This window comes from Bacillus inaquosorum KCTC 13429, assembly GCF_000332645.1.
GTDB classification, from domain to species: domain Bacteria; phylum Bacillota; class Bacilli; order Bacillales; family Bacillaceae; genus Bacillus; species Bacillus inaquosorum.
The window spans coordinates 350,082-374,703 of sequence record NZ_AMXN01000003.1 but is presented as its reverse complement, the minus strand read 5'-3'; the positions used below and the strand labels follow the sequence as shown (position 1 = coordinate 374,703).

Annotated in this window: 26 protein-coding genes; 25 read left to right on the top strand and 1 reads right to left on the bottom strand. The window is 44.4% G+C overall.

Annotated elements, in window-relative coordinates:
* The first annotated feature begins 16 nt into the window (after positions 1-16).
* From sdaAA to ftsY, 10 genes are all read left to right on the top strand, one after another.
* Entirely contained in the window at positions 17-919 is a 903-nt protein-coding gene (gene sdaAA / locus BSI_RS11415) for an L-serine ammonia-lyase, iron-sulfur-dependent, subunit alpha (protein ID WP_003238601.1), read from the top strand.
* Positions 897-2,945 (top strand): ATP-dependent DNA helicase RecG, encoded by a 2,049-nt coding sequence (gene recG / locus BSI_RS11420; protein WP_003238600.1) that lies wholly within the window; start codon positions 897-899, stop codon positions 2,943-2,945. Before sdaAA ends, recG begins: the two co-directional genes overlap by 23 nt.
* Positions 2,946-3,053: 108 nt before the next feature.
* A complete protein-coding gene (gene fapR / locus BSI_RS11425) occupies positions 3,054-3,620 on the top strand; it encodes a transcription factor FapR (protein ID WP_003238599.1) in 567 nt (188 codons plus the stop codon).
* Between the two features lie 13 nt (positions 3,621-3,633).
* On the top strand, positions 3,634-4,635 hold the full coding sequence (gene plsX / locus BSI_RS11430) for a phosphate acyltransferase PlsX (protein WP_003238598.1): 1,002 nt from the start codon (positions 3,634-3,636) through the stop codon (positions 4,633-4,635).
* 18 nt (positions 4,636-4,653) lie between these two features.
* Positions 4,654-5,607 carry an ACP S-malonyltransferase gene (gene fabD / locus BSI_RS11435; RefSeq protein WP_003238597.1) on the top strand — a complete coding sequence of 318 codons (954 nt, stop codon included), beginning with the start codon at positions 4,654-4,656 and terminating at the stop codon, positions 5,605-5,607.
* The gene (gene fabG / locus BSI_RS11440) at positions 5,600-6,340 is read left to right on the top strand and encodes a 3-oxoacyl-[acyl-carrier-protein] reductase (RefSeq protein ID WP_003238596.1); all 741 of its coding nucleotides are present in this window, start codon (positions 5,600-5,602) and stop codon (positions 6,338-6,340) included. The genes fabD and fabG overlap by 8 nt, the downstream gene beginning before the upstream one ends.
* A gap of 84 nt (positions 6,341-6,424) precedes the next feature.
* Positions 6,425-6,658, top strand: a complete 234-nt coding sequence (gene acpP, locus BSI_RS11445) for an acyl carrier protein (RefSeq protein ID WP_003154310.1) — start codon at positions 6,425-6,427, stop codon at positions 6,656-6,658.
* Between the two features lie 139 nt (positions 6,659-6,797).
* On the top strand, positions 6,798-7,547 hold the full coding sequence (gene rncS, locus BSI_RS11450) for a ribonuclease III (RefSeq protein ID WP_003232030.1): 750 nt from the start codon (positions 6,798-6,800) through the stop codon (positions 7,545-7,547).
* A gap of 100 nt (positions 7,548-7,647) precedes the next feature.
* Complete coding sequence (gene smc, locus BSI_RS11455) at positions 7,648-11,208, top strand: chromosome segregation protein SMC (protein WP_003238595.1); 3,561 nt, start codon at positions 7,648-7,650, stop codon at positions 11,206-11,208.
* 19 nt (positions 11,209-11,227) lie between these two features.
* Positions 11,228-12,217, top strand: coding sequence for a signal recognition particle-docking protein FtsY (gene ftsY, locus BSI_RS11460; RefSeq protein WP_003238594.1), 990 nt, complete (start codon positions 11,228-11,230; stop codon positions 12,215-12,217).
* Positions 12,218-12,253: 36 nt separating this feature from the next.
* Here ftsY and BSI_RS11465 read toward each other — a convergent pair whose 3' ends face one another.
* Complete coding sequence (locus BSI_RS11465; protein WP_003238593.1) at positions 12,254-12,739, bottom strand: Ig-like domain-containing protein; 486 nt, start codon at positions 12,737-12,739, stop codon at positions 12,254-12,256.
* Between the two features lie 179 nt (positions 12,740-12,918).
* Between BSI_RS11465 and BSI_RS11470 the strand changes: the two genes are divergently transcribed.
* From BSI_RS11470 to dprA, 15 genes are all read left to right on the top strand, one after another.
* Positions 12,919-13,251 carry a putative DNA-binding protein gene (locus BSI_RS11470; protein WP_003238590.1) on the top strand — a complete coding sequence of 111 codons (333 nt, stop codon included), beginning with the start codon at positions 12,919-12,921 and terminating at the stop codon, positions 13,249-13,251.
* Between the two features lie 13 nt (positions 13,252-13,264).
* Positions 13,265-14,605 carry a signal recognition particle protein gene (gene ffh, locus BSI_RS11475; protein WP_003238586.1) on the top strand — a complete coding sequence of 447 codons (1,341 nt, stop codon included), beginning with the start codon at positions 13,265-13,267 and terminating at the stop codon, positions 14,603-14,605.
* Positions 14,606-14,710: 105 nt separating this feature from the next.
* Positions 14,711-14,983 carry a 30S ribosomal protein S16 gene (gene rpsP, locus BSI_RS11480; protein ID WP_003220815.1) on the top strand — a complete coding sequence of 91 codons (273 nt, stop codon included), beginning with the start codon at positions 14,711-14,713 and terminating at the stop codon, positions 14,981-14,983.
* Positions 14,983-15,228, top strand: a complete 246-nt coding sequence (locus BSI_RS11485; RefSeq protein WP_003238584.1) for a KH domain-containing protein — start codon at positions 14,983-14,985, stop codon at positions 15,226-15,228. The genes rpsP and BSI_RS11485 overlap by 1 nt, the downstream gene beginning before the upstream one ends.
* A gap of 121 nt (positions 15,229-15,349) precedes the next feature.
* Positions 15,350-15,736 carry a YlqD family protein gene (locus BSI_RS11490; RefSeq protein WP_003238581.1) on the top strand — a complete coding sequence of 129 codons (387 nt, stop codon included), beginning with the start codon at positions 15,350-15,352 and terminating at the stop codon, positions 15,734-15,736.
* 4 nt (positions 15,737-15,740) lie between these two features.
* Positions 15,741-16,265, top strand: coding sequence for a ribosome maturation factor RimM (gene rimM / locus BSI_RS11495; protein WP_003238580.1), 525 nt, complete (start codon positions 15,741-15,743; stop codon positions 16,263-16,265).
* Complete coding sequence (gene trmD / locus BSI_RS11500) at positions 16,262-16,993, top strand: tRNA (guanosine(37)-N1)-methyltransferase TrmD (RefSeq protein ID WP_003238578.1); 732 nt, start codon at positions 16,262-16,264, stop codon at positions 16,991-16,993. Before rimM ends, trmD begins: the two co-directional genes overlap by 4 nt.
* A 139-nt stretch (positions 16,994-17,132) precedes the next feature.
* Entirely contained in the window at positions 17,133-17,480 is a 348-nt protein-coding gene (rplS, locus tag BSI_RS11505; protein WP_003220825.1) for a 50S ribosomal protein L19, read from the top strand.
* A gap of 144 nt (positions 17,481-17,624) precedes the next feature.
* Positions 17,625-18,473, top strand: a complete 849-nt coding sequence (ylqF, locus tag BSI_RS11510; protein WP_003238576.1) for a ribosome biogenesis GTPase YlqF — start codon at positions 17,625-17,627, stop codon at positions 18,471-18,473.
* A 70-nt stretch (positions 18,474-18,543) separates the two neighbouring features.
* The gene (gene rnhB / locus BSI_RS11515) at positions 18,544-19,311 is read left to right on the top strand and encodes a ribonuclease HII (RefSeq protein ID WP_003238574.1); all 768 of its coding nucleotides are present in this window, start codon (positions 18,544-18,546) and stop codon (positions 19,309-19,311) included.
* Between the two features lie 29 nt (positions 19,312-19,340).
* A complete protein-coding gene (locus BSI_RS11520; protein ID WP_003238573.1) occupies positions 19,341-21,071 on the top strand; it encodes a hypothetical protein in 1,731 nt (576 codons plus the stop codon).
* Entirely contained in the window at positions 21,068-21,349 is a 282-nt protein-coding gene (locus BSI_RS11525) for a FlhB-like flagellar biosynthesis protein (protein WP_003238571.1), read from the top strand. The genes BSI_RS11520 and BSI_RS11525 overlap by 4 nt, the downstream gene beginning before the upstream one ends.
* Positions 21,350-21,522: 173 nt before the next feature.
* Complete coding sequence (gene sucC / locus BSI_RS11530) at positions 21,523-22,680, top strand: ADP-forming succinate--CoA ligase subunit beta (protein WP_003238568.1); 1,158 nt, start codon at positions 21,523-21,525, stop codon at positions 22,678-22,680.
* Positions 22,681-22,707: 27 nt separating this feature from the next.
* A complete protein-coding gene (gene sucD / locus BSI_RS11535) occupies positions 22,708-23,610 on the top strand; it encodes a succinate--CoA ligase subunit alpha (protein ID WP_003238566.1) in 903 nt (300 codons plus the stop codon).
* A gap of 60 nt (positions 23,611-23,670) precedes the next feature.
* A complete protein-coding gene (gene dprA, locus BSI_RS11540) occupies positions 23,671-24,564 on the top strand; it encodes a DNA-processing protein DprA (protein WP_032732055.1) in 894 nt (297 codons plus the stop codon).
* Positions 24,565-24,622 lie beyond the last annotated feature (58 nt).

The window sequence follows — 24,622 nt, the reverse complement described above, 5'->3', positions numbered from 1 at the left end:
TCAGGAGGAGCCAGTTATGTTTCGTAATGTAAAGGAATTAATTGAGATTACTAAAGAAAAGCAAATATCCATCTCTGAGGTAATGATCGCACAAGAGATGGAAGTAACAGAAAAAACAAAAGAAGAGATTTTTCAGCAGATGGATCACAATCTGACTGTTATGGAAGCGGCGGTTCAGAAAGGACTCGAGGGAGTTACGAGCCAAACGGGCTTAACAGGCGGGGATGCCGTTAAATTGCAGGCCTACATTCAATCAGGAAAAAGCCTGTCTGGACCGCTGATTTTAGATGCGGTATCGAAAGCTGTTGCAACTAATGAAGTAAATGCAGCCATGGGAACGATCTGCGCGACACCGACTGCAGGTTCTGCTGGTGTGGTGCCAGGCACGTTATTTGCTGTAAAAGAAAAGCTGAACCCAACAAGAGAACAAATGATCCGCTTTTTGTTTACGGCCGGTGCTTTCGGATTTGTTGTGGCTAATAACGCAAGTATTTCCGGCGCCGCCGGGGGATGTCAGGCAGAGGTTGGATCAGCCTCAGGCATGGCAGCTGCGGCGATTGTTGAAATGGCAGGCGGAACGCCCGAACAAAGCGCAGAGGCCATGGCCATTACATTAAAAAATATGCTCGGCCTTGTGTGCGACCCTGTTGCGGGGCTTGTTGAAGTGCCTTGCGTGAAACGGAATGCAATGGGCGCGTCAAATGCGATGATTGCTGCTGATATGGCATTGGCAGGCATTACAAGCCGCATCCCATGTGATGAGGTTATCGATGCAATGTATAAAATTGGCCAAACGATGCCCACTGCACTTAGAGAAACAGGCCAGGGCGGTTTAGCAGCAACACCGACTGGAAGAGAATTAGAGAAAAAAATTTTCGGAGGAGCGCTAGGTTCACGTGAAACAACATCAGCAAACTAGTATAGCTAACATTAAGGGTATTGGGCCGGAAACAGAAAAAACATTGAATGAACTCGGTATTTATGACATTTCTGATCTTCTGAATTATTTCCCTTATCGCTATGATGACTACGAGCTGAGGGATTTAGAAGAAGTGAAGCATGATGAAAGAGTTACCGTCGAAGGGAAGGTTCATTCAGAGCCTTCTCTTACCTATTACGGAAAGAAACGAAACAGGCTGACATTCAGGCTTCTTGTCGGCCACTATTTAATCACAGCCGTATGTTTTAACCGGCCTTATTTGAAGAAAAAGCTTTCGCTTGGCTCTGTTGTGACGATCTCCGGTAAATGGGACAAGCACCGCCAAACCATCTCTGTTCAGGAGTTAAAAAACGGGCCGCATCAAGAGGATAAAAGCATTGAACCAGTGTATTCTGTGAAAGAAAATGTAACCGTCAAAATGATGAGACGCTTTATTCAACAGGCGCTGACCCAATATGCAGACTCACTTCCGGATCCTCTTCCGGAAAAGCTAAGAACAAGCTATAAGCTGCCGGACTATCAACAGGCGTTAAAAGCAATGCACCAGCCTGAAACAAGAGAAGCGTTAAAGCTTGCCAGACGCCGGTTTGTTTACGAAGAATTTTTGTTGTTTCAGTTGAAAATGCAGGCGTTCCGAAAGGCGGAAAGAGAGCAGACTCAAGGGATACGGCAGCGTTTTTCAAACGAAGAACTCATGAGATTTATCAAAAGCCTCCCGTTTCCCCTCACAAACGCCCAGTCGCGCGTGCTTCGCGAAATAACAGCAGACATGTCTTCTCCATACAGAATGAACCGTCTTCTTCAAGGGGACGTAGGATCAGGAAAAACGGCAGTCGCCGCCATTGCGCTGTATGCCGCGATTCTGTCCGGATACCAGGGAGCGCTCATGGTGCCGACAGAAATTCTGGCCGAACAGCATGCTGATTCGCTCGTTTCACTATTTGAAAAGTGGGATGTCAGCGTCGCCCTTTTGACAAGCTCTGTCAAAGGAAAGCGGCGAAAAGAGCTGCTTGAGCGCCTTGCGGCGGGAGAGATTGATATTCTTGTAGGAACCCACGCTTTAATCCAAGATGAAGTGGAGTTTAAGGCGCTGAGTCTCGTTATTACAGATGAACAGCATAGATTTGGAGTTGAGCAGCGCAAAAAGCTTCGGAACAAAGGGCAGGATCCCGATGTTCTCTTTATGACAGCTACTCCAATCCCAAGAACGTTAGCCATTACAGTGTTCGGTGAAATGGATGTATCTGTCATTGATGAAATGCCGGCGGGACGAAAACAAATCGAAACCTATTGGGTAAAGCATGACATGCTGGACCGTATTTTGGCATTCGTCGAAAAAGAATTAAAGCAGGGCAGGCAGGCTTATATCATCTGTCCGCTGATTGAAGAATCAGACAAGCTTGATGTGCAAAACGCCATTGACGTGTACAATATGCTTTCTGACATTTTCCGGGGGAAATGGAACGTCGGTCTTATGCACGGAAAGCTGCATTCTGAAGAAAAAGATCAGGTCATGAGAGAATTCAGCGCGAATCACTGTCAAATTCTCGTATCAACCACTGTTGTTGAGGTTGGCGTGAATGTTCCGAATGCAACCATTATGGTGATTTATGATGCCGACCGTTTCGGGCTGTCACAGCTTCACCAGCTGCGCGGACGTGTCGGACGGGGGGAGCATCAATCTTTCTGCATTCTGATGGCCGACCCTAAATCAGAAACAGGAAAAGAACGGATGATAATCATGTCCGAGACCAATGACGGCTTCGAGCTATCTGAAAAGGACCTTGAACTGAGAGGCCCCGGGGATTTCTTCGGGAAAAAACAAAGCGGTATGCCTGAATTCAAGGTGGCGGACATGGTTCATGATTACAGAGCGCTTGAAACAGCAAGGCAGGATGCTTCGAATCTTGTGGCTTCTGACGCGTTCTGGAAGGAGCCGGAATACGGTGCGCTGAGAGAGCATTTGCTGAAGAGCGGCGTAATGGACGGGGAAAAATTGAGCTGAGCACCAGAAGTTTTTGGTGTTCAATCAGAAACAATCGTTGCATTCCAATCTATGAAATTATATACTACTATTAGTACCTAGTCTTAATTGTCCGGATGGTGTTTAGATATGAGAAGAAATAAGAGAGAACGCCAGGAATTACTTCAGCAGACGATTCAAATAACCCCCTTTATTACAGACGAAGAATTAGCGGGTAAATTTGGGGTGAGCATCCAGACGATACGTTTGGACCGCTTAGAGCTTTCCATACCGGAGCTGAGAGAAAGAATTAAGAATGTGGCAGAGAAAACGCTTGAAGATGAAGTGAAATCTCTGTCACTGGACGAAGTTATCGGAGAAATTATTGACCTTGAGCTGGATGATCAGGCGATATCCATTTTAGAAATAAAACAGGAGCATGTGTTCAGCCGGAATCAGATTGCGAGAGGGCACCATTTATTTGCGCAGGCGAATTCTTTGGCCGTTGCAGTCATTGATGACGAGCTGGCGCTGACTGCAAGTGCAGACATCCGCTTTACAAGACAGGTAAAGCAGGGTGAACGTGTCGTAGCGAAAGCGAAAGTGACGGCAGTCGAAAAAGAAAAAGGAAGAACGGTCGTCGAAGTGAACAGCTATGTCGGCGAAGAAATTGTTTTTTCTGGACATTTTGACATGTACCGTTCAAAACATTCATAAAGGTGGAGCATGCATGAGAATAGCTGTAGATGCAATGGGAGGAGACCACGCTCCCAAAGCTGTTATTGACGGAGTTATAAAGGGGATAGAGGCATTTGATGATCTCCATATCACACTTGTCGGTGACAAAACAACGATAGAATCACACTTAACCACAACATCAGATCGCATCACGGTGCTGCACGCAGATGAAGTGATTGAGCCTACGGATGAACCGGTCCGCGCCGTGAGAAGAAAAAAGAACTCATCTATGGTCCTTATGGCGCAGGAAGTTGCGGAAAACAGAGCTGACGCCTGCATTTCTGCAGGAAATACCGGTGCATTAATGACAGCCGGTCTGTTTATTGTCGGAAGAATTAAAGGAATTGACCGCCCGGCGCTTGCCCCGACACTTCCGACTGTTTCAGGAGACGGTTTTCTTCTCCTTGATGTCGGCGCCAATGTCGATGCCAAACCGGAGCACCTCGTTCAATACGCCATCATGGGTTCTGTTTATTCTCAGCAAGTGCGCGGTGTCACTTCACCGAGAGTCGGGCTTTTAAATGTCGGAACAGAAGATAAAAAAGGAAACGAACTGACGAAGCAGACGTTTCAAATTTTAAAAGAAACAGCAAATATTAATTTTATCGGAAATGTGGAAGCGCGAGACCTTTTAGATGATGTGGCGGATGTTGTAGTAACAGACGGCTTTACCGGGAATGTTACACTCAAAACACTGGAAGGCTCTGCATTATCTATTTTTAAAATGATGAGAGAAGTAATGACGTCTAATCTCACATCAAAGCTTGCAGCAGCTGTGCTGAAGCCAAAGTTGAAAGAAATGAAAATGAAAATGGAGTATTCGAATTATGGCGGAGCAAGTCTTTTTGGCTTAAAAGCGCCTGTGATCAAGGCGCACGGCTCTTCAGATTCTAATGCTGTTTTTCATGCGATTCGGCAAGCAAGAGAGATGGTCAGCCAAAATGTGGCTGCGCTCATTCAGAAAGAAGTTAAAGAAGAAAAAACAGATGAGTAGTCTGGAGGTTTTTACATCATGAGCAAGATTGCATTTTTATTCCCGGGTCAGGGATCACAATTTATCGGCATGGGAAAAGAGCTTTATGAGCAGGTGCCTGCTGCAAAACGTCTGTTTGATGAAGCAGATGAAACATTGGAAACAAAACTCAGCTCACTGATTTTTGAAGGTGATGCTGAAGAATTAACACTTACATACAATGCGCAGCCTGCCTTGCTGACGACAAGCATTGCTGTTCTTGAGAAATTTAAAGAATCAGGCATTACACCTGATTTCACAGCAGGACACAGCCTTGGTGAATATTCCGCACTGGTTGCGTCTGGCGCACTGTCTTTCAAAGATGCTGTTTATACCGTCAGAAAACGCGGCGAGTTTATGAATGAAGCGGTGCCGGCTGGCGAAGGAGCTATGGCTGCGATTCTCGGCATGGATGCTGAAGCATTAAAGCAAGTAACCGATAAAGTCACGGAGGAAGGCCACCTTGTACAGCTTGCGAATCTCAACTGTCCCGGACAAATCGTTATTTCCGGAACAGCTAAAGGGGTAGAGCTTGCGTCTGAACAGGCAAAAGAGAACGGTGCAAAACGCGCAATCCCGCTTGAAGTAAGCGGTCCGTTCCATTCCGAACTGATGAAGCCTGCTGCTGAAAAACTGAAAGAAGTACTGGACTCCTGTGAAGTAAAAGACGCTGACGTTCCGGTCATCTCAAATGTTTCTGCTGATGTTATGACTGATAAGGCAGACATCAAAGAGAAACTCATTGAGCAGCTATACTCTCCGGTTCGTTTTGAGGAAAGCATTAACAAGCTGATTGCAGAGGGTGTGACGACTTTTATTGAAATCGGTCCCGGAAAAGTGCTTTCAGGCCTTGTGAAAAAAGTAAACAGACGCTTAAAAACAATTGCTGTATCAGATCCGGAAACGATCGAGCTGGCAATTCAAACGCTTAAGGAGGAGAATGAAAATGCTTAATGACAAAACAGCTATTGTCACTGGCGCATCCCGCGGAATCGGCCGCTCAATCGCCCTTGACCTGGCAAAAAGCGGCGCAAACGTTGTCGTGAACTACTCCGGCAATGAAGCGAAAGCAAATGAAGTCGTAGATGAAATCAAATCAATGGGCAGAAAAGCAATTGCTGTCAAAGCGGATGTATCAAATCCCGAAGATGTACAAAACATGATAAAAGAAACGCTATCTGTTTTTTCTACGATTGACATTCTTGTTAATAATGCCGGAATTACAAGAGACAATCTCATCATGAGAATGAAAGAAGATGAATGGGATGATGTCATTAACATTAACCTGAAGGGTGTTTTCAACTGCACGAAAGCTGTTACAAGACAAATGATGAAACAGCGTTCAGGCCGGATTATTAACGTATCGTCTATCGTCGGCGTCAGCGGAAATCCTGGACAAGCCAACTACGTGGCTGCAAAAGCCGGTGTGATCGGTTTAACAAAATCTTCTGCTAAGGAGCTCGCAAGCCGCAATATTACGGTAAATGCGATTGCGCCTGGATTTATCTCAACTGATATGACAGATAAGCTTTCAAAAGACGTTCAAGACGAAATGCTGAAACAAATTCCGCTCGCGCGCTTTGGCGAACCTGGCGATGTCAGCAGCGTTGTCACGTTCCTTGCTTCAGAGGGAGCCCGTTACATGACAGGCCAAACGCTTCATATTGACGGCGGAATGGTGATGTAAGTTTTTTTCTCAAAAATTTCATCATAGTTTCTCTAGTTTTTTAAAAACGAATCCACTATAATACTTGAGGGGAGGTGAATTGCTATGGCAGATACATTAGAGCGTGTAACGAAAATCATCGTAGATCGCCTTGGCGTTGATGAAGCAGACGTCAAACTTGAAGCTTCTTTCAAGGAAGACTTAGGTGCTGATTCCCTAGATGTAGTTGAGCTTGTTATGGAACTTGAAGACGAGTTTGATATGGAAATTTCTGACGAAGATGCTGAAAAGATTGCAACAGTCGGCGACGCTGTGAACTACATACAAAACCAGCAATAAGCTGATGCTAAAAGTCCCGCCGAAACGCGGGGCTTTAGCCCTTTATTCGTGCAGTTATTACAGCATGCCGCTTTTACGCGCGCTGTATCCGGTTTAGTCAGAGAAGCGCGGTGAACCTGATGTGCCTATGGAGGTTACTATGTCAAAACACTCACATTATAAAGATAAAAAAAAGTTCTATAAAAAAGTAGAACAATTTAAAGAGTTTCAAGAACGGATTTCGGTTCACTTTCAAAATGAAAAGCTTTTGTATCAAGCATTTACACATTCATCTTATGTGAATGAGCATCGGAAAAAGCCGTATGAAGATAATGAAAGGCTTGAATTTTTAGGTGACGCTGTTTTGGAACTGACGATCTCCAGATTCTTATTTGCCAAGTACCCGGCTATGAGTGAAGGAGATTTGACGAAATTGAGAGCCGCGATTGTATGCGAACCGTCTCTCGTTTCATTGGCTCACGAACTGTCATTCGGCGACCTTGTCCTGTTGGGTAAAGGTGAGGAAATGACAGGCGGAAGAAAGCGTCCTGCTCTATTGGCGGATGTTTTTGAGGCATTTATCGGAGCCTTGTATCTTGACCAGGGGTTAGAGCCGGTCGAAAGTTTCTTAAAAGTCTATGTGTTCCCTAAAATTAACGATGGTGCTTTTTCTCATGTGATGGATTTCAAAAGCCAGCTGCAGGAATATGTGCAGCGGGACGGCAAAGGCTCTCTGGAGTATAAAATCTCCAACGAAAAAGGTCCTGCGCACAATCGTGAATTCGAAGCCATCGTATCTCTAAAGGGTGAACCACTCGGAGTCGGAAATGGCCGTTCAAAGAAAGAAGCCGAACAGCACGCTGCTCAGGAAGCTTTAGCTAAATTGCAAAAACACCATACGAAACAATAAAATCCCCCTGAGTCGTAAGGGGGATTTCAGTATGTATGCCGTCTTATTTCACCCATGTTTATGATAGAATTGAAATACTTATTACATAAGGAGGATCGCTATGTTCCTCAAACGTTTAGACGTTATAGGATTTAAATCATTTGCAGAACGAATTTCCGTAGATTTTGTAAAAGGCGTTACAGCGGTTGTAGGCCCGAACGGAAGCGGAAAAAGCAACATCACAGATGCCATTCGCTGGGTTCTCGGAGAACAATCAGCCCGGTCTCTTCGCGGCGGAAAAATGGAAGATATCATTTTTGCCGGCAGTGATTCGAGAAAGCGATTAAATCTAGCTGAAGTTACGCTTACTCTTGATAATGATGATCATTTCTTGCCGATTGACTTCCATGAGGTCAGTGTCACAAGACGCGTGTACAGATCAGGCGAGAGTGAGTTTCTGATTAACAATCAGCCGTGCCGCTTAAAAGATATTATTGATTTATTTATGGACTCTGGCCTGGGTAAAGAAGCATTTTCTATTATCAGCCAAGGGAAAGTGGAAGAGATCCTGAGCAGTAAAGCGGAGGATCGCCGCAGTATCTTTGAAGAAGCGGCCGGAGTGCTTAAATATAAAACGAGAAAGAAAAAAGCAGAAAATAAATTGTTTGAGACACAGGACAATTTAAACCGGGTAGAAGATATATTACATGAGCTAGAAGGACAGGTTGAACCTCTTAAAATTCAAGCTTCAATAGCGAAAGACTACCTGGAGAAAAAGAAAGAGCTGGAGCATGTTGAAATTGCGCTGACAGTCTATGATATCGAAGAGCTGCATGGCAAATGGTCAACTCTTAAAGAGAAGGTACAGCTCGCCAAAGAAGAAGAGCTCGCTGAATCGTCTGCGATTTCTGCGAAAGAAGCAAAGATTGAGGATACGCGAGACAAAATTCAAGCGCTTGATGAATCAGTAGATGAGCTCCAGCAAGTCTTACTGGCAACGAGTGAAGAGCTGGAAAAGCTTGAAGGCCGTAAAGAAGTCCTGAAAGAACGCAAGAAAAACGCTGTGCAGAACCAAGAACAGCTTGAAGAAGCCATCGTTCAGTTTCAGCAAAAGGAAACGGTGCTGAAAGAAGAGCTTGCGAAGCAGGAAGCTGTCTTCGAAACGCTTCAGACAGAGGTGAAACAGTTAAGAGCTCAGGTAAAAGAAAAGCAGCAGGCTCTTAGTCTTCACAATGAAAATGTCGAAGAGAAAATCGAGCAGCTGAAAAGCGATTACTTTGAGCTTTTGAACAGCCAGGCTTCGATTCGTAATGAGCTCCAGCTGCTGGATGACCAGATGTCCCAATCCGCTGTTATATTGCAGAGGCTTGCGGACAACAATGAAAAGCATCTTCAGGAACGGCGCGATATTTCTGCGCGAAAAGCCGCATGTGAAACGGAGTTTGCCCGAATTGAGCAGGAGATACACAGCCAAGTCAGTGCATATCGTGACATGCAGACAAAATATGAGCAGAAAAAGCGTCAATACGAAAAAAATGAATCCGCTCTGTATCAGGCATACCAATACGTTCAGCAAGCGAGATCGAAAAAGGACATGCTTGAGACGATGCAGGGTGATTTCTCCGGCTTTTATCAAGGTGTTAAAGAAGTGCTGAAAGCGAAAGAGCGCCTTGGCGGAATTCGCGGAGCTGTACTTGAGCTGATCTCAACAGAACGGAAGTATGAAACGGCCATCGAAATTGCGCTCGGCGCTTCTGCCCAGCATGTCGTGACCGACGATGAACAGTCTGCCCGCAAAGCGATTCAATATTTAAAACAGAATTCCTTCGGCCGGGCGACGTTTCTGCCTCTTTCTGTTATCAGAGACCGCCAGCTTCAAAGCCGTGACGCGGAAACAGCAGCACAGCACTCGTCATTTCTCGGGGTTGCCAGTGAACTAGTCACATTTGATCCTGCGTATCGGCGCATCATCCAGAACCTGCTTGGAACCGTGCTGATCACAGAGGATTTAAAGGGAGCAAACGAGCTTGCGAAGCTTCTCGGTCACCGGTACCGCATCGTAACCCTTGAGGGAGATGTCGTGAATCCGGGTGGTTCGATGACGGGCGGCGCGGTTAAAAAGAAAAATAACTCCCTGCTTGGAAGAAGCCGGGAGCTTGAAGATGTGAGCAAACGGCTCGCTGAAATGGAAGAGAAAACAGCACTGCTTGAACAAGAAGTCAAAACCCTTAAGCAATCCATTCAGGATATGGAGAAAAAACTGGCTGACTTAAGAGAAACCGGGGAAGGCTTAAGATTAAAGCAGCAGGATGTAAAAGGCCAGCTGTACGAACTACAAGTTGCCGAGAAAAATATCAACACCCATTTAGAGCTCTACGATCAAGAAAAATCTGCTCTGTCAGAAAGCGATGAAGAGAAGAAAACACGCAAACGCAAGCTGGAAGAAGAGCTTTCTTCCGTATCAGAAAAGATGAAACAGCTTGAAGAGGATATTGACAGACTGACAAAACAAAAACAAACACAATCGTCAACGAAAGAGTCTCTCTCCAACGAGCTGACTGAGCTGAAGATCACAGCTGCCAAAAAAGAACAGGCATGCAAGGGTGAAGAGGACAACCTTGCCAGATTAAAGAAAGAGCTCACAGAAACAGAGTTTGCGTTAAAAGAGGCGAAAGAAGACTTAAGCTTTTTAACGTCAGAGATGTCTTCAAGCACCAGCGGCGAAGAAAAGCTGGAAGAAGCCGCAAAACATAAATTGAATGACAAAACGAAAACGATCGAACTGATTGCGTTAAGACGCGATCAGCGTGTCAAGCTTCAGCATGGACTTGATACGTATGAGCGTGAGCTGAAAGAAATGAAACGCCTGTATAAACAAAAAACAACGCTCCTAAAAGACGAAGAAGTCAAACTTGGCCGAATGGAAGTAGAGCTTGATAATTTACTCCAGTACTTACGGGAGGAATACAGCTTGTCCTTTGAGGGGGCAAAAGAGAAATATCAGCTTGAAACTGATCCAGAGGAAGCCAGAAAGCGCGTGAAGCTGATTAAACTCGCAATCGAAGAGCTGGGCACCGTAAACCTCGGAAGCATAGATGAGTTTGAAAGGGTCAACGAACGGTATAAGTTTCTGTCAGAACAAAAAGAAGATTTGACAGAAGCGAAAAATACCCTGTTCCAAGTGATTGAAGAAATGGATGAAGAAATGACGAAACGCTTTAACGACACATTCGTTCAAATCCGATCACACTTTGATCAAGTCTTCCGCTCCCTATTCGGAGGAGGTCGAGCTGAACTGAGGCTCACCGATCCTAACGATCTGCTTCACTCAGGAGTCGAGATTATCGCACAGCCGCCGGGGAAAAAACTGCAAAACTTAAACCTTCTGTCAGGCGGAGAGCGTGCGCTTACTGCAATAGCGCTCTTATTCTCAATCTTAAAGGTTCGTCCTGTGCCGTTTTGCGTTCTTGACGAAGTAGAAGCTGCGCTCGACGAAGCGAACGTGTTCCGTTTTGCGCAGTATTTAAAAAAATACAGCAGCGATACCCAGTTTATCGTGATTACCCACAGAAAAGGGACGATGGAGGAAGCGGATGTACTATACGGCGTAACAATGCAGGAATCCGGTGTTTCCAAGGTAATCTCAGTTAAGCTGGAAGAAACAAAAGAATTCGTTCAGTAACGAGGAAAGAGGTTAAAAGATGAGCTTTTTTAAAAAATTAAAAGAGAAAATCACAAAACAGACAGATTCCGTATCTGAAAAGTTTAAGGATGGCCTTGAAAAAACAAGAAACTCCTTTCAAAACAAAGTGAATGATCTTGTATCCCGTTACCGTAAAGTGGATGAGGATTTCTTCGAAGAGCTTGAAGAGGTTCTCATCAGCGCGGATGTCGGTTTTACAACCGTTATGGAATTAATAGATGAGCTGAAAAAAGAAGTCAAACGCCGGAATATTCAAGATCCGATGGAAGTCCAGTCTGTTATTTCTGAGAAGCTGGTCGAGATTTATAACAGCGGAGATGAGCAAATTTCTGAGTTGAACATCCAGGATGGCCGTTTAAATGTAATCCTTCTGGTGGGTGTAAACGGAGTCGGCAAAACGACAACGATCGGAAAGCTTGCCCATAAACTAAAGCAAGAAGGAAAATCTGTCGTACTTGCTGCCGGAGACACATTTAGAGCAGGCGCCATTGAACAGCTTGAAGTATGGGGAGAGCGTACGGGAGTTCCTGTCATTAAGCAGACCGCCGGTAGTGACCCTGCGGCTGTCATCTACGATGCTGTCCATGCTGCCAAAGCAAGAAATGCCGATGTATTAATCTGTGATACGGCAGGGCGTCTCCAAAACAAAGTAAACTTAATGAAAGAGCTTGAAAAAGTGAAGCGCGTCATCGAAAGAGAAGTGCCTGAAGCGCCGCATGAAGTGCTGCTTGCCCTTGATGCCACAACCGGCCAAAACGCTATGGCACAGGCGAAAGAGTTCTCTAAAGCAACAAATGTTACCGGCATTGCTTTAACGAAGCTTGACGGTACGGCAAAAGGCGGTATCGTCCTTGCGATCCGCAACGAACTTCACATCCCGGTTAAACTAGTCGGGTTAGGTGAAAAAGTTGATGATCTCCAGGAATTTGATCCTGAATCGTATGTGTACGGACTCTTTTCAGATTTAGTAGAAAAAGCCGACGATTAAAAAAGGGCCCTCACATTTGGGGGCCTTTTTCTTTTTTTATCTTCTCACTTGATAGGCGAAATGATAAAGGCTGTTATCAGTGGATGCCAGTCTTGAATCTCCTGAATAAACTCTGAATGGGATGATGTCATAGTAATGAACGGAAACAGATGTGTAATACGTGTAGTACCCTGCAGCTGGCCCCAAATACATTGGAACCTCAAACGTTCCGTTTGCATCGGTTGTTCCTGAAGCTGTTTGTGTTGTATTTCCGACTTTCGTATCTGCTTCGAATCTTACTGGAGCGTTTGGCACCGGCTGTCCGTTTTGGTCGAGTAATTTGCCGCTTATCGTAATATTGTACTTGACTCTCCAAAATTGACCTTGGCCGTAATTGATTTTTCCGTAAACCCCTCCATCTGTGCTGATATTAGTGATTGAAGCCTTATAAGGCGCTTCAGCAGCGTCTGCTTGATGTGCAGGGAAAATGATTGTAAACACGGCTGCCAAGCACAGCATAAATAATAAACCGATTTTTTTCATAAAAAATCCTCCTTTAAAATAGGGTTCATATACAACATCGGAATAAATTGGATTTTATTTAGCGTATTTTGGAAAAAGGTAATCATTGCATTGACAAGATAAAAACTTGACAGTCTCAATGAAACCGTGTAAACTAAGTTATCGTAAAGGGATTTGACTTAACAAAGGGGAGAGCTCAAATGTCACTCGAAAAGACAACGAGAATGAACTATCTGTTTGATTTTTATCAGTCGTTGTTGACGTCAAAACAGAAGAGCTACATGTCGCTTTATTATTTGGACGATTTCTCCCTAGGCGAAATAGCCGAAGAATATGAGGTTTCAAGACAAGCTGTTTATGATAACATCAAACGAACAGAAGCGATGCTTGAACAATATGAAGAAAAGCTGCTCCTTTTGAAAAAGTTTCAGGAGCGTAAAGAGATGTTTAATAAGCTGAAGGAGCTTGCTTCCGGTTCAAAAGAAGAGGAAGAAATTACAGCTCTGATTGAAGCGCTTGAGAAATTAGATTAGGAGGCGGCAAACTATGGCATTTGAAGGATTAGCCGACCGACTGCAGCAGACGATTTCTAAAATCCGCGGAAAAGGGAAAGTCAGCGAACAAGATGTAAAAGATATGATGCGTGAGGTTCGTCTTGCGCTGCTTGAGGCTGACGTTAACTTTAAAGTAGTCAAGGATTTTGTCAAAAAAGTAAGTGAACGCGCTGTAGGCCAAGACGTCATGAAAAGTCTGACGCCCGGCCAGCAGGTCATTAAAGTTGTTAAAGAGGAACTGACTGAGCTGATGGGCGGCGAAGAGAGCAAAATCGCCGTTGCAAAAAGACCGCCGACTGTTATTATGATGGTCGGTCTCCAAGGTGCCGGTAAAACGACAACAAGCGGTAAGCTTGCGAATCTGCTGCGCAAAAAGCATAATCGCAAACCGATTCTGGTTGCTGCCGATATTTACCGCCCAGCCGCGATTAAGCAGCTTGAAACGCTCGGCAAACAGCTTGACATGCCTGTTTTCTCTCTTGGTGATCAGGTCAGTCCTGTAGAAATAGCTAAACAGGCTATTGAAAAAGCCAAGGAAGAACATTATGACTATGTCATTTTGGATACGGCAGGCCGCTTGCATATCGACCATGAACTGATGGATGAACTGACCAACGTGAAAGAAATCGCGAATCCGGAAGAAATCTTCCTGGTTGTCGATTCAATGACCGGTCAGGACGCTGTGAATGTTGCCAAAAGCTTTAATGAACAGCTCGGTTTAACCGGTGTTGTGTTAACTAAGCTTGATGGAGACACACGCGGCGGTGCTGCGCTTTCTATTCGCGCGGTCACAAACACGCCGATTAAGTTCGCTGGTTTAGGCGAAAAGCTTGATGCATTAGAAGCGTTCCATCCTGAACGCATGGCATCAAGGATTCTTGGCATGGGCGACGTGCTGACATTGATTGAAAAAGCACAGGCCAGCGTCGATGAAGATAAGGCCAAAGAGCTCGAACAAAAAATGAGGACGATGAGCTTCACATTGGACGATTTTCTGGAGCAGCTCGGGCAGGTCAGAAACATGGGGCCGCTTGATGAGCTTCTGCAAATGATGCCGGGTGCAGGCAAAATGAAAGGCCTGAAAAACATCCAAGTTGATGAAAAACAGCTGAATCATGTGGAAGCGATCATTAAATCCATGACTGTTCTTGAAAAAGAACAGCCGGATATCATCAATGCCAGCCGGCGGAAGCGGATTGCGAAAGGAAGCGGGACATCCGTGCAGGAAGTCAACCGTCTGCTTAAGCAGTTTGACGAAATGAAAAAAATGATGAAGCAGATGACAAACATGTCAAAAGGTAAGAAAAAAGGGTTTAAGCTACCTTTTATGTAATCGGTTATACATGATAAAACCGTTGTTAAGAAAAAACACTTTACAAACACTTTTATCATTGTTAATATACTATCTTGTTGAAATATTTTCGGAGGTGCTAGTAAAATGGCAGTAAAAATTCGTTTAAAACGTATGGGAGCAAAAAAATCTCCTTTCTATCGTATTGTTGTAGCAGATTCTCGTTCACCGCGTGACGGCCGTTTCATCGAAACAGTCGGAACTTACAACCCGGTTGCAAAACCAGCGGAAGTAAAAATCGACGAAGAGCTTGCTCTTAAATGGCTTCAAACTGGAGCGAAACCATCTGATACAGTTCGCAACTTGTTCTCTAGCCAAGGAATCATGGAAAAATTCCACAACGCTAAACAAGGCAAGTAATGACTGATCAACACTTGGAAGATTTGATTGTCAAAATTGTGACGCCGCTTGTTGATCATCCAGATGACATTCGCGTCATAAGAGAAGAAACCGATCAAAAGATTGCGCTGCGCTTATCTGTCCATAAGTCAGATACCGGTAAAGTTATCGGAAAGCAAGGCCGGACTGCAAAAGCGATTCGAACAGCTGTATTTGCAGCTGGCGCACAGTCTTCTAAGAAAGTTCAATTTGAGATATTTGACTAAAAGGGAGAGGGCCGGCACCTCCCCTTTTTTTACACGCAAAAAAAGGGTAAACTGATAGAAGCTTAGGCAAAATAGAAAAGCCTGAGCCAAAAAAAGTTTTAAAAGCGGGGAGCTTGGTGCGATGCAAATTATTCACCGTGTAGCCGTTATGCAAGTCTTAACCGAGCGCAGCAAAGAAAAGCTTTTAGCTTCTTTTGCCGAAAAGAAACAAATGCTTGAACGAGAATGCAGCCAGCTCTATTTTCAGCTTAGAAAACATGAGAAAGAACAGCAAAACCCAGATATGATTGAACAATTTAAAAAGGCAATAGAAAAGCGAAAAGATAACATAAAAATAATCGATTTTCAAATCGGTCAAGTACATACATTGCCGCTCGGCAGTGAGATGAAAGAAAAGGAAGTCGATGCGCTGCTGACAATTGAAGCCGGGGATGACTGGCAGGAGAAAACAGCAGCAAACACCATCGTCATAAAAGACGGAAAAGTAATTGAAATTCGCCAGAGGTGATCATATGACAACGCGATGGTTTAATGTAGGCAAAATCGTAAATACCCACGGAATCAAAGGCGAAGTTCGGGTGATTTCGAAAACAGATTTTGCCGAAGAACGGTACAAGCCGGGCAACACGCTGTATTTGTTTATGGACGGACGTAACGAACCCGTGGAAGTAACGGTAAACACGCACAGACTGCATAAGCAATTTCATCTGCTGCAGTTTAAAGAAAGACAAAGCCTGAATGAAGTAGAGGAACTGAAAAACGCAATCATTAAAGTTCCTGAAGAGGATTTAGGAGAGCTGAATGAGGGAGAGTTTTATTTCCACGAAATTATTGGGTGCGAAGTATTTACAGAAGACGGCGAACTAATCGGAAATATCAAAGAAATTTTGACGCCTGGAGCTAATGATGTATGGGTCGTCGCGCGAAAAGGGAAAAAAGACGCACTGATTCCTTACATTGAATCAGTGGTCAAGCATATCGATGTCAGCGAAAAGAAAATTGAGATTGAACTCATGGAAGGGTTAATAGACGAATGAAAATCGACTTTTTGACGCTGTTTCCCGAAATGTTTGAAGGTGTGCTCGGTTCATCGATTCTTCAAAAAGCCCAGGAAAAAGATGCGGTGCAGTTTCAGGTTGTGAATTTCCGGGAGTATTCTGATAACAAGCACAATACTGTTGATGATTATCCTTATGGCGGCGGCGCAGGCATGGTTCTCAAGCCTCAGCCTGTTTTTGACGCGGTCGAGGATCTGACATCAAAGGCAGCAGCTGCTCCGCGTATCATCCTCGTATGCCCGCAAGGTGAGCGTTTTACCCAAAAAAAAGCCGAACAATTAGCAAAGGAAGAGCATTTGCTGTTCATTTGCGGCCATTATGAAGGATATGATGAACGCATTCGAGAGCATCTGGTGACGGATGAAATATCAATTGGCGATTTTGTTCTGACAGGCGGCGAGCTTCCTGCAATGATGATTGCAGACAGTGTCGTCAGACTGCTTCCGGGTGTGCTGGGCAAAGAAGCTTCCCATATTGAGGATTCATTCAGCACCGGTCTCTTAGAGCACCCGCATTATACAAGACCGGCAGATTATAAAGGTTTAAAAGTGCCTGAAACACTTCTATCAGGAAACCATGCAAAAATCAAAGAATGGCGGAATAAAGAATCGATCAGAAGGACCTATGTAAGACGTCCTGATCTTTTGAAAGACTATCCGCTTACAGAGCAGCAAAGAAAATGGATTTCTGAATGGGAAAAAGAATAGATTTTATTGCATAGGCTATGAAATTGTGATAAGATACTACTTGTGGCTTAAGCGGGCTTATCCGCTATAAGCTTGAAAACGATGTTCCGCTGTGCCGGGTTTTGTGGCCAAGAGCATCTGTTGGAAGGAGTTGAAAACGATGCAAAAACTAATTGAAGATATCACAAAAGAACAGCTTCGTACTGATCTTCCTGCGTTCCGTCCTGGTGACACTTTACGTGTACACGTTAAAGTTGTTGAGGGTAACCGTGAGCGTATCCAGATCTTTGAAGGTGTTGTGATTAAGCGTCGTGGTGGTGGAATCAGCGAAACGTTCACAGTTCGTAAGATTTCTTACGGTGTTGGCGTTGAACGTACTTTCCCTGTACACACACCAAAAATCGCGAAAATCGAAGTTGTACGTTACGGTAAAGTACGCCGTGCTAAGCTTTACTACCTGCGTGAACTTCGCGGAAAAGCGGCTCGTATTAAAGAGATCAGACGATAATGATAACGAACGAAAAGAGCTTGTTACCTGTAACAAGCTCTTTTTTTATACAGAATTTGAAAATGCCGGACAGGCATCGTAAAATACATAAAGGACAACAAAGAATCTTACATACTGAAGAGATAAAGGCGGTGTTCGTGTCACATGACAATTCAATGGTTCCCGGGCCATATGGCAAAGGCAAGAAGGGAAGTAACCGAAAAACTAAAATTAATCGATATTGTATATGAATTGGTAGATGCCAGAATTCCAATGTCATCAAGAAATCCAATGATTGAAGACATTCTAAAAAATAAGCCGCGAATTATGCTGTTAAACAAGGCTGACAAAGCAGATGCGGCAGTTACACAGCAATGGAAAGAGCACTTTGAGAAAGAGGGTATCCGCTCTCTGTCCATTAACTCAGTGAACGGACAAGGCTTAAATCAAATTGTGCCGGCATCGAAAGAGATTCTCCAAGAAAAATTTGACCGGATGAGGGCGAAAGGTGTGAAGCCGAGAGCAATTCGCGCTTTGATTATCGGCATTCCAAACGTCGGAAAATCAACGCTCATCAACCGGCTAGCAAAGAAAAACATAGCGAAAACGGGGGACAGACCTGGTATTACGACATCTCAGCAGTGGGTCAAAGTCGGAAAAGAATTAGAGCTCTTAGATACACCGGGGATTTTATGGCCTAAATTTCAGGACGAGCTTGTCGGCTTGAGACTCGCAGTCACCGGGGCTATTAAAGACTCGATTATCAACCTGCAGGATGTGGCCGTGTTTGGTCTTCGTTTTCTCGAAGAACACTATCCTGAACGGCTTAAAGAGCGTTACGGCCTTGATGAGATCCCAGAGGACATTGCGGAACTGTTTGATGCAATTGGTGAAAAGCGCGGCTGTCTCATGAGCGGAGGGCTCATTAACTACGATAAAACGACTGAAGTCATCATTCGTGATATCCGCACTGAAAAGTTCGGCAGGCTGTCATTTGAACAGCCGACTATGTAAAGGCGCGCAGAAATGCGGGTCTTTATTTTTTCCTGACCGAACCGATACATACAGTAAGGGAGAAGAGAAAGTGAATACATTAACCGTAAAGGACATTAAAGACCGTTTGCAGCAAGTGAGGGATGAACAAGACCCATTTCTTGCCCAATGCGAAAACGACCCGAGAAAAAGCGTTCAAACGCTTGTAGAGCAATGGCTTAAAAAGCAGGCGAAAGAAAAAGCGCTGAAAGAACAATGGGTGAATATGACTTCCTATGAAAGGCTGGCAAGAAACAAAGGATTTCGCTTGATTGCAGGTGTTGACGAGGTCGGCCGGGGGCCATTGGCAGGACCTGTGGTCGCCAGCGCAGTTATCCTTCCAGAGGAATGTGAAATGCTTGGGCTGACAGACTCCAAAAAGCTTTCAGAAAAAAAGCGTGAGGAATATTACGAGCTTATTATGAAAGAAGCATTGGCGGTCGGAATAGGGATTGTAGAAGCCTCTGTCATTGATGAAATCAATATATATGAAGCTTCAAAGATGGCAATGGTGAAAGCGATACACGATTTGTCAGATACACCTGATTATTTGCTTGTTGACGCAATGACGCTGCCGCTCGACACGGCTCAGTCGTCAATTATAAAAGGTGATGCCAAAAGTGTGTCTATTGCGGCAGGTGCGTGTATCGCGAAAGTCACAAGAGACCGGATGATGAGCGCCTATGCCGAAACTTATCCCATGTACGGCTTTGAAAAAAATAAAGGCTATGGGACAAAAGAGCATCTCGAAGCTCTTGCCGCATACGGCCCAACTGAATTGCACCGCAAAACTTTCGCTCCTGTTCAATCTTTCAGATAAACCAATGGACAAGGAGGCACCTTTTTTAAATGAATATACGAAATGATGTGCAAAAGGCGCTGCAGCACCTTTTGGGAAATACAGCAATCCCGCAGCAAACATCAAATGCCAGCGAAGCGCTAAACGGGGAGAAGCGTCTCCTTTTAGGAAAAGTGCTTCGTTTATTAGGTGAACAGCATGCACTGATCCAAGTCGGCAATCAAACTGTCCAGGGAAAACTTGAAACCCAGCTTCGTCCTCAGGCGTACTATTGGTTTTCCTACGAAAAGAAAACGACAGAACAGACAGGCCGTCTTCAGGTCGTTCAAAGCTTTGACCAAAATCCAAAAACCATTCAGGATGCAGCTGGCAAGCTTTTAAATGCCATATCAGTGAAACCGTCAAACACTGCTCTCATGATGACAGGAGCAATGCTGAAGAGCAAAACACCTGTAACAGAAAATGATATCAAAACGGCTGTCCGCTGGATGGATACGCTGCCTGCGCAAGACACAAAAAAAGCGATTGAAACGGTTCTGTTCGCCTTAAAACGTGATCTTCCCATTCACCCCGAGGTGTTGAGTGGTGTTCATGCTATAAAATCACCTGTTCCGCTGCATCAGCACGTATCCCAGCTGCTTCAGGCAATCAGCCAAAGCCCTCAGCAGAGCCAGATGATGGCAAAACTGAAAGAAGCAGTTACGGCACTTTTTAATAGTGAAATCGAAATCCATGCAGAACGTCTGATCGAAAAGCTTATTTCTTTAACGGACAATACAAAAGCACCTTCTTCAGGCAATACAGCTGGAAACAGGGAGCTTAGCACACCAGCCGGCTCCCCCGTAAAGGCCAATTTGCCGCCTGTAAACCACACAGCGGAACAGAGAAGCATACAAGAAGAGCCTATTAAAAACGCAGCAGACATTCCAATCAAAGAAGCCCGCCAGCTGCTGACAAAGCTGACGGAATCTGCTGAAAAAAACAGTCTTCAAATTGTGAAAGAAGCAGCAAATTGGATTAAAGCGGCTGCTTTATCGGGTGATGGTAAGTCACCTGCAGCTTCAGCTGTTTTACAGGAGGCGCGAGTAACAGATCAGGAAGCCGAAGTTTTTTTAAAGGCTGCCCAGCAGACAGCACCTAGTTTGGCGGATAAGGCAGATGTCCTTTCTTTTTTATCCAAAGTGAAAATGGCAATCGGCGCAAGGGACGAGCTAGCATTTATTAAAGCATTTGAACAAGGAAGCTCAGTCACACCTGACGATATACAATCCATCAAGCTGGCTCTTCATGCCGCAAGAGCATCGCATGAGGTAGCCGAGCCTGTCAAACAGGAAGCTGATCAGCTTTTTCATAAATTAAACGGTCAGCTTTTCATGCAGCAGGATCACCCCTCATACAGCCAAATTGTGATGTCATTTCCGCTGTTTTCGAAGTCAGGGGCTCAGGACATGACTGTTTTGTTTAAAGGTAAGAAAGAAGCGGATGGAAAGCTTGATCCTTCCCATTGCCGCCTTTTGTTTTTACTGCAGCTGGATACGTTAAAAGAAACCGTCGTTGACTGCTTGATACAGCAAAAAGTCATGACCATTACAATTGAGACTGATTTCGAGCTTCAGGCTGCGATCGATCCGATGGTGCCCACGCTTAAACAGGGCCTCAAGGAAATGGGGTACAGCCTTTCAGGGGTAAACGCTAAAAAAAGGATTCACCCCGAAGAAAAGACTGCAATCGATCAATACATAACAAGCATCAGTGATCAGGAAGTGGATGTGAAAATATGAAAGAGCAGATGCCGATCAGAAAAGCTGTGGCTCTCCATTATGATGAACAAAAAGACAAGGCGCCGAAAGTGATTGCGACAGGTAAGGGCCATGTAGCCGACAACATTATCAAAGAAGCAAAAAAGGCAGGGGTCCCGATTCAAGAAGATCGGACCCTTGTCGAATTAATGCGCCATTTGACTGTAGATGATCAAATCCCGGAAGCTCTTTATGGAACGGTAGCTGAGATTTTTTCGTTCATTTACCGATTGGACGAAAGCGTAAAAAACAAAAAATAGCTAAAATATTCCCCATCCTCTGTTTGAAATTTATGTTTTTAATAAAATAAAAGTTTGAATGTTTAGAAGGATTTTAAGATTTTGCATCGAACTCTAGACAATTCTTCCAGTATTATTATAGAATGAAAGCGCAGTCTATTTTAGTTTTGTTACATAAGTTAGGAGGATGGGAAATGAATATCCATGAGTACCAGGGAAAAGAAGTCCTCAGAAAATATGGGGTATCTGTTCCTGAAGGTAAAGTGGCTTTTACAGCAGAAGAAGCAGTTGAGAAAGCAAAGAGTTTATCCAGCTCGGTTTATGTCGTAAAGGCTCAAATTCATGCTGGCGGTCGAGGCAAAGCTGGTGGGGTAAAAATAGCAAAATCATTAGACGAAGTGAAAGCGTATGCCGAAGAACTCTTAGGGAAGACCCTAGTTACACATCAGACGGGTCCGGACGGCCAAGTAATAAAACGCTTACTTATTGAAGAAGGCTGCGATATTAAAAAAGAATACTATGTGGGGCTTGTTCTTGACCGCGCTACTTCTAGAATCGTTCTGATGGCTTCTGAAGAAGGCGGAACGGAAATTGAAGAAGTTGCGGAGAAAACACCGGAAAAAATCAAAAAAGCTGTCATTGATCCGGCTGTCGGCCTTCAAGGCTATCAAGCTAGAGAAATCGCATTCGCTATTAATATTCCAAAGGAGCTCGTGGGAAAAGCTGCTAAGTTTATGCTTGGACTATATAAAGCGTTTGTTGAGAAAGACTGCTCAATCGCCGAAATCAATCCGCTCGTTGTAACCGGCGATGGAAATGTGATGGCGCTTGATGCAAAATTGAACTTCGACAGCAACGCGTTGTACAGACAAAAGGACATTATGGAGTACAGAGATTTGGATGAAGAAGATCCGAAAGAAATCGAAGCATCCAAATATGATTTAAGCTACATTTCCCTTGATGGAAATATCGGCTGTATGGTAAACGGCGCGGGACTTGCAATGTCCACAATGGATATTATCAAGCATTATGGAGGAGAACCGGCCAACTTCCTTGATGTGGGCGGCGGTGCAACCGCAGAAAAAGTCACGGAAGCATTTAAAATCATTCTTTCTGATCAAAACGTTAAAGGGATTTTTGTCAACATTTTCGGCGGCATTATGAAATGTGATGTCATCGCAGAAGGGGTTGTTGAAGCGACAAGACAAGTCGGTTTGACATTGCCGCTTGTCGTCCGTCTTGAAGGCACAAACGTGGATCTAGGGAAGAAAATCCTTAGTGAATCAGGATTAAATATTACATCTGCGGAATCAATGGCTGACGGCGCGCAGAAAATCGTATCCTTAGTTTAGAAAGAATGAAAGGCAGGGGACCAGATAATGAGTGTTTTTATTAATAAAGATACAAGAGTTATTGTGCAAGGGATTACAGGTTCTACAGCTTTATTTCATACGAAGCAGATGCTCGAATACGGCACAAATATCGTAGGCGGTGTAACACCTGGAAAAGGCGGAACTGAAGCGGAAGGTGTTCCTGTATTTAATACAGTGGCTGAAGCCGTCCAAACGACCGGCGCTAACGCGTCTGTTATATATGTGCCGGCACCGTTTGCAGCAGATGCGATTATGGAAGCGGTAGATGCGGAGCTTGATCTCGTGATTTGCATCACTGAGCATATTCCGGTTTTGGATATGGTGAAGGTCAAACGCTTCATGGAAGGCAAGAAAACGAGACTGATAGGGCCGAACTGCCCTGGTGTCATCACGCCTGAAGAATGTAAAATCGGCATTATGCCTGGATATATCCATAAAAAGGGTCATGTAGGCGTTGTATCGCGTTCAGGAACTTTAACATACGAAGCGGTGCACCAGCTGTCAGAAGCGGGTGTAGGACAATCTACAGCTGTTGGAATCGGCGGCGACCCTGTAAATGGAACAAACTTTATTGACGTTTTAAAAGCGTTTAACGAAGATCCTGATACACACGCTGTCATCATGATTGGCGAAATCGGCGGTACTGCCGAAGAGGAAGCGGCAGAGTGGGTAAAAGCTAACATGACAAAACCGGTAGTCGGCTTTATCGGCGGGAAAACAGCACCACCAGGGAAGCGCATGGGGCATGCAGGAGCCATTATTTCCGGCGGAAAAGGCACAGCTGATGAAAAAATCAAAACCCTTAATGCATGCGGAATCGAAGTTGCAGAGACACCTTCTGTAATGGGTGAAACCTTAATTAAGGTGCTGAAAGAAAAGAATTTGTTCGAAACTTGCAAAACGCATTAATAAAGAAGGGACAGCCGTCAAGGCTGTTCCTGCTTTTTCTGTCAAAAGGAGGTAAATATATTGGATCAGGCCGCTGCCTGTTTAATGATTTGCAGAATCAATCAATTATTATCCCCATCCCTTCTATTAAAATGGTGGAAAGCTGATCCGTCTATGTCGCTGACATCATCCGTGTTCGAAACTGTTACTCGCGGTAAAGTAAAGGCAGCTGCATTAAAAAACAAAATAGAAGAATATTACCCAAAACTTCAGCGTGTACTTGCTGCTTACCATGAGCAAGGCATTAACATCATCCCGATTTCTTCAAAGCAATATCCTTTCTGGCTGAAAACCATTTATGATCCCCCCGCTGTCCTGTTTGCAAAGGGTGATATGACCCTTCTTTCTAAAGGGAGGAAAATTGGAATTGTAGGTACAAGAAATCCAACAGCGTATGGTATACAAGTTGTCAATCATCTTACAAAAGAGCTTTGCCGTAAAGATTGGGTGATTGTCAGCGGACTGGCGTCTGGGATAGACGGAATGTCCCATGCTGCAAGTATTAAGGCGAAGGGGCGGACAATCGGCGTCATTGCAGGCGGATTTCAGCACATTTATCCCCGGGAAAACCTTCAGTTAGCAGATCACATGGCTAAACACCATATCCTTCTGTCAGAGCATCCACCAGCAACCAAACCCCAAAAATGGCATTTCCCTATGAGAAACCGTATCATCAGCGGATTAAGTGAAGGCATTATTGTCGTGCAGGGCAAAGAAAAAAGCGGTTCGCTGATTACTGCAGACCAAGCAATGGAACAAGGGAGAGAAGTTTTTGCCGTACCCGGTTCATTATTTGATCCTTACGCCGGAGGTCCTATAAAACTAATCCAGCAGGGGGCTAAAGCCATATGGTCAGCAGATGATATTTTCGAGGAGCTTCCTGAGAGAAACGTTCAATATACGGAACCCTTTTGAATTATCGTTTGACAAACGGCATTGTAATATTTAATAATAGTGAGGATTTAAAGTTGCA

What these genes read in the sequence shown, in the direction of transcription:
- sdaAA (WP_003238601.1), top strand. Translation starts at nt 17, where the DNA reads ATGTTTCGTAATGTAAAGGAATTAATTGAGATTACTAAAGAAAAGCAA.
- fapR (WP_003238599.1), top strand. Translation starts at nt 3,054, where the DNA reads ATGAGAAGAAATAAGAGAGAACGCCAGGAATTACTTCAGCAGACGATT.
- plsX (WP_003238598.1), top strand. Translation starts at nt 3,634, where the DNA reads ATGAGAATAGCTGTAGATGCAATGGGAGGAGACCACGCTCCCAAAGCT.
- fabD (WP_003238597.1), top strand. Translation starts at nt 4,654, where the DNA reads ATGAGCAAGATTGCATTTTTATTCCCGGGTCAGGGATCACAATTTATC.
- fabG (WP_003238596.1), top strand. Translation starts at nt 5,600, where the DNA reads ATGCTTAATGACAAAACAGCTATTGTCACTGGCGCATCCCGCGGAATC.
- acpP (WP_003154310.1), top strand. Translation starts at nt 6,425, where the DNA reads ATGGCAGATACATTAGAGCGTGTAACGAAAATCATCGTAGATCGCCTT.
- rncS (WP_003232030.1), top strand. Translation starts at nt 6,798, where the DNA reads ATGTCAAAACACTCACATTATAAAGATAAAAAAAAGTTCTATAAAAAA.
- smc (WP_003238595.1), top strand. Translation starts at nt 7,648, where the DNA reads ATGTTCCTCAAACGTTTAGACGTTATAGGATTTAAATCATTTGCAGAA.
- ftsY (WP_003238594.1), top strand. Translation starts at nt 11,228, where the DNA reads ATGAGCTTTTTTAAAAAATTAAAAGAGAAAATCACAAAACAGACAGAT.
- BSI_RS11465 (WP_003238593.1), bottom strand. Translation starts at nt 12,739, where the DNA reads ATGAAAAAAATCGGTTTATTATTTATGCTGTGCTTGGCAGCCGTGTTT.
- BSI_RS11470 (WP_003238590.1), top strand. Translation starts at nt 12,919, where the DNA reads ATGTCACTCGAAAAGACAACGAGAATGAACTATCTGTTTGATTTTTAT.
- ffh (WP_003238586.1), top strand. Translation starts at nt 13,265, where the DNA reads ATGGCATTTGAAGGATTAGCCGACCGACTGCAGCAGACGATTTCTAAA.
- rpsP (WP_003220815.1), top strand. Translation starts at nt 14,711, where the DNA reads ATGGCAGTAAAAATTCGTTTAAAACGTATGGGAGCAAAAAAATCTCCT.
- BSI_RS11485 (WP_003238584.1), top strand. Translation starts at nt 14,983, where the DNA reads ATGACTGATCAACACTTGGAAGATTTGATTGTCAAAATTGTGACGCCG.
- BSI_RS11490 (WP_003238581.1), top strand. Translation starts at nt 15,350, where the DNA reads ATGCAAATTATTCACCGTGTAGCCGTTATGCAAGTCTTAACCGAGCGC.
- rimM (WP_003238580.1), top strand. Translation starts at nt 15,741, where the DNA reads ATGACAACGCGATGGTTTAATGTAGGCAAAATCGTAAATACCCACGGA.
- trmD (WP_003238578.1), top strand. Translation starts at nt 16,262, where the DNA reads ATGAAAATCGACTTTTTGACGCTGTTTCCCGAAATGTTTGAAGGTGTG.
- rplS (WP_003220825.1), top strand. Translation starts at nt 17,133, where the DNA reads ATGCAAAAACTAATTGAAGATATCACAAAAGAACAGCTTCGTACTGAT.
- ylqF (WP_003238576.1), top strand. Translation starts at nt 17,625, where the DNA reads ATGACAATTCAATGGTTCCCGGGCCATATGGCAAAGGCAAGAAGGGAA.
- BSI_RS11520 (WP_003238573.1), top strand. Translation starts at nt 19,341, where the DNA reads ATGAATATACGAAATGATGTGCAAAAGGCGCTGCAGCACCTTTTGGGA.
- BSI_RS11525 (WP_003238571.1), top strand. Translation starts at nt 21,068, where the DNA reads ATGAAAGAGCAGATGCCGATCAGAAAAGCTGTGGCTCTCCATTATGAT.
- sucC (WP_003238568.1), top strand. Translation starts at nt 21,523, where the DNA reads ATGAATATCCATGAGTACCAGGGAAAAGAAGTCCTCAGAAAATATGGG.
- sucD (WP_003238566.1), top strand. Translation starts at nt 22,708, where the DNA reads ATGAGTGTTTTTATTAATAAAGATACAAGAGTTATTGTGCAAGGGATT.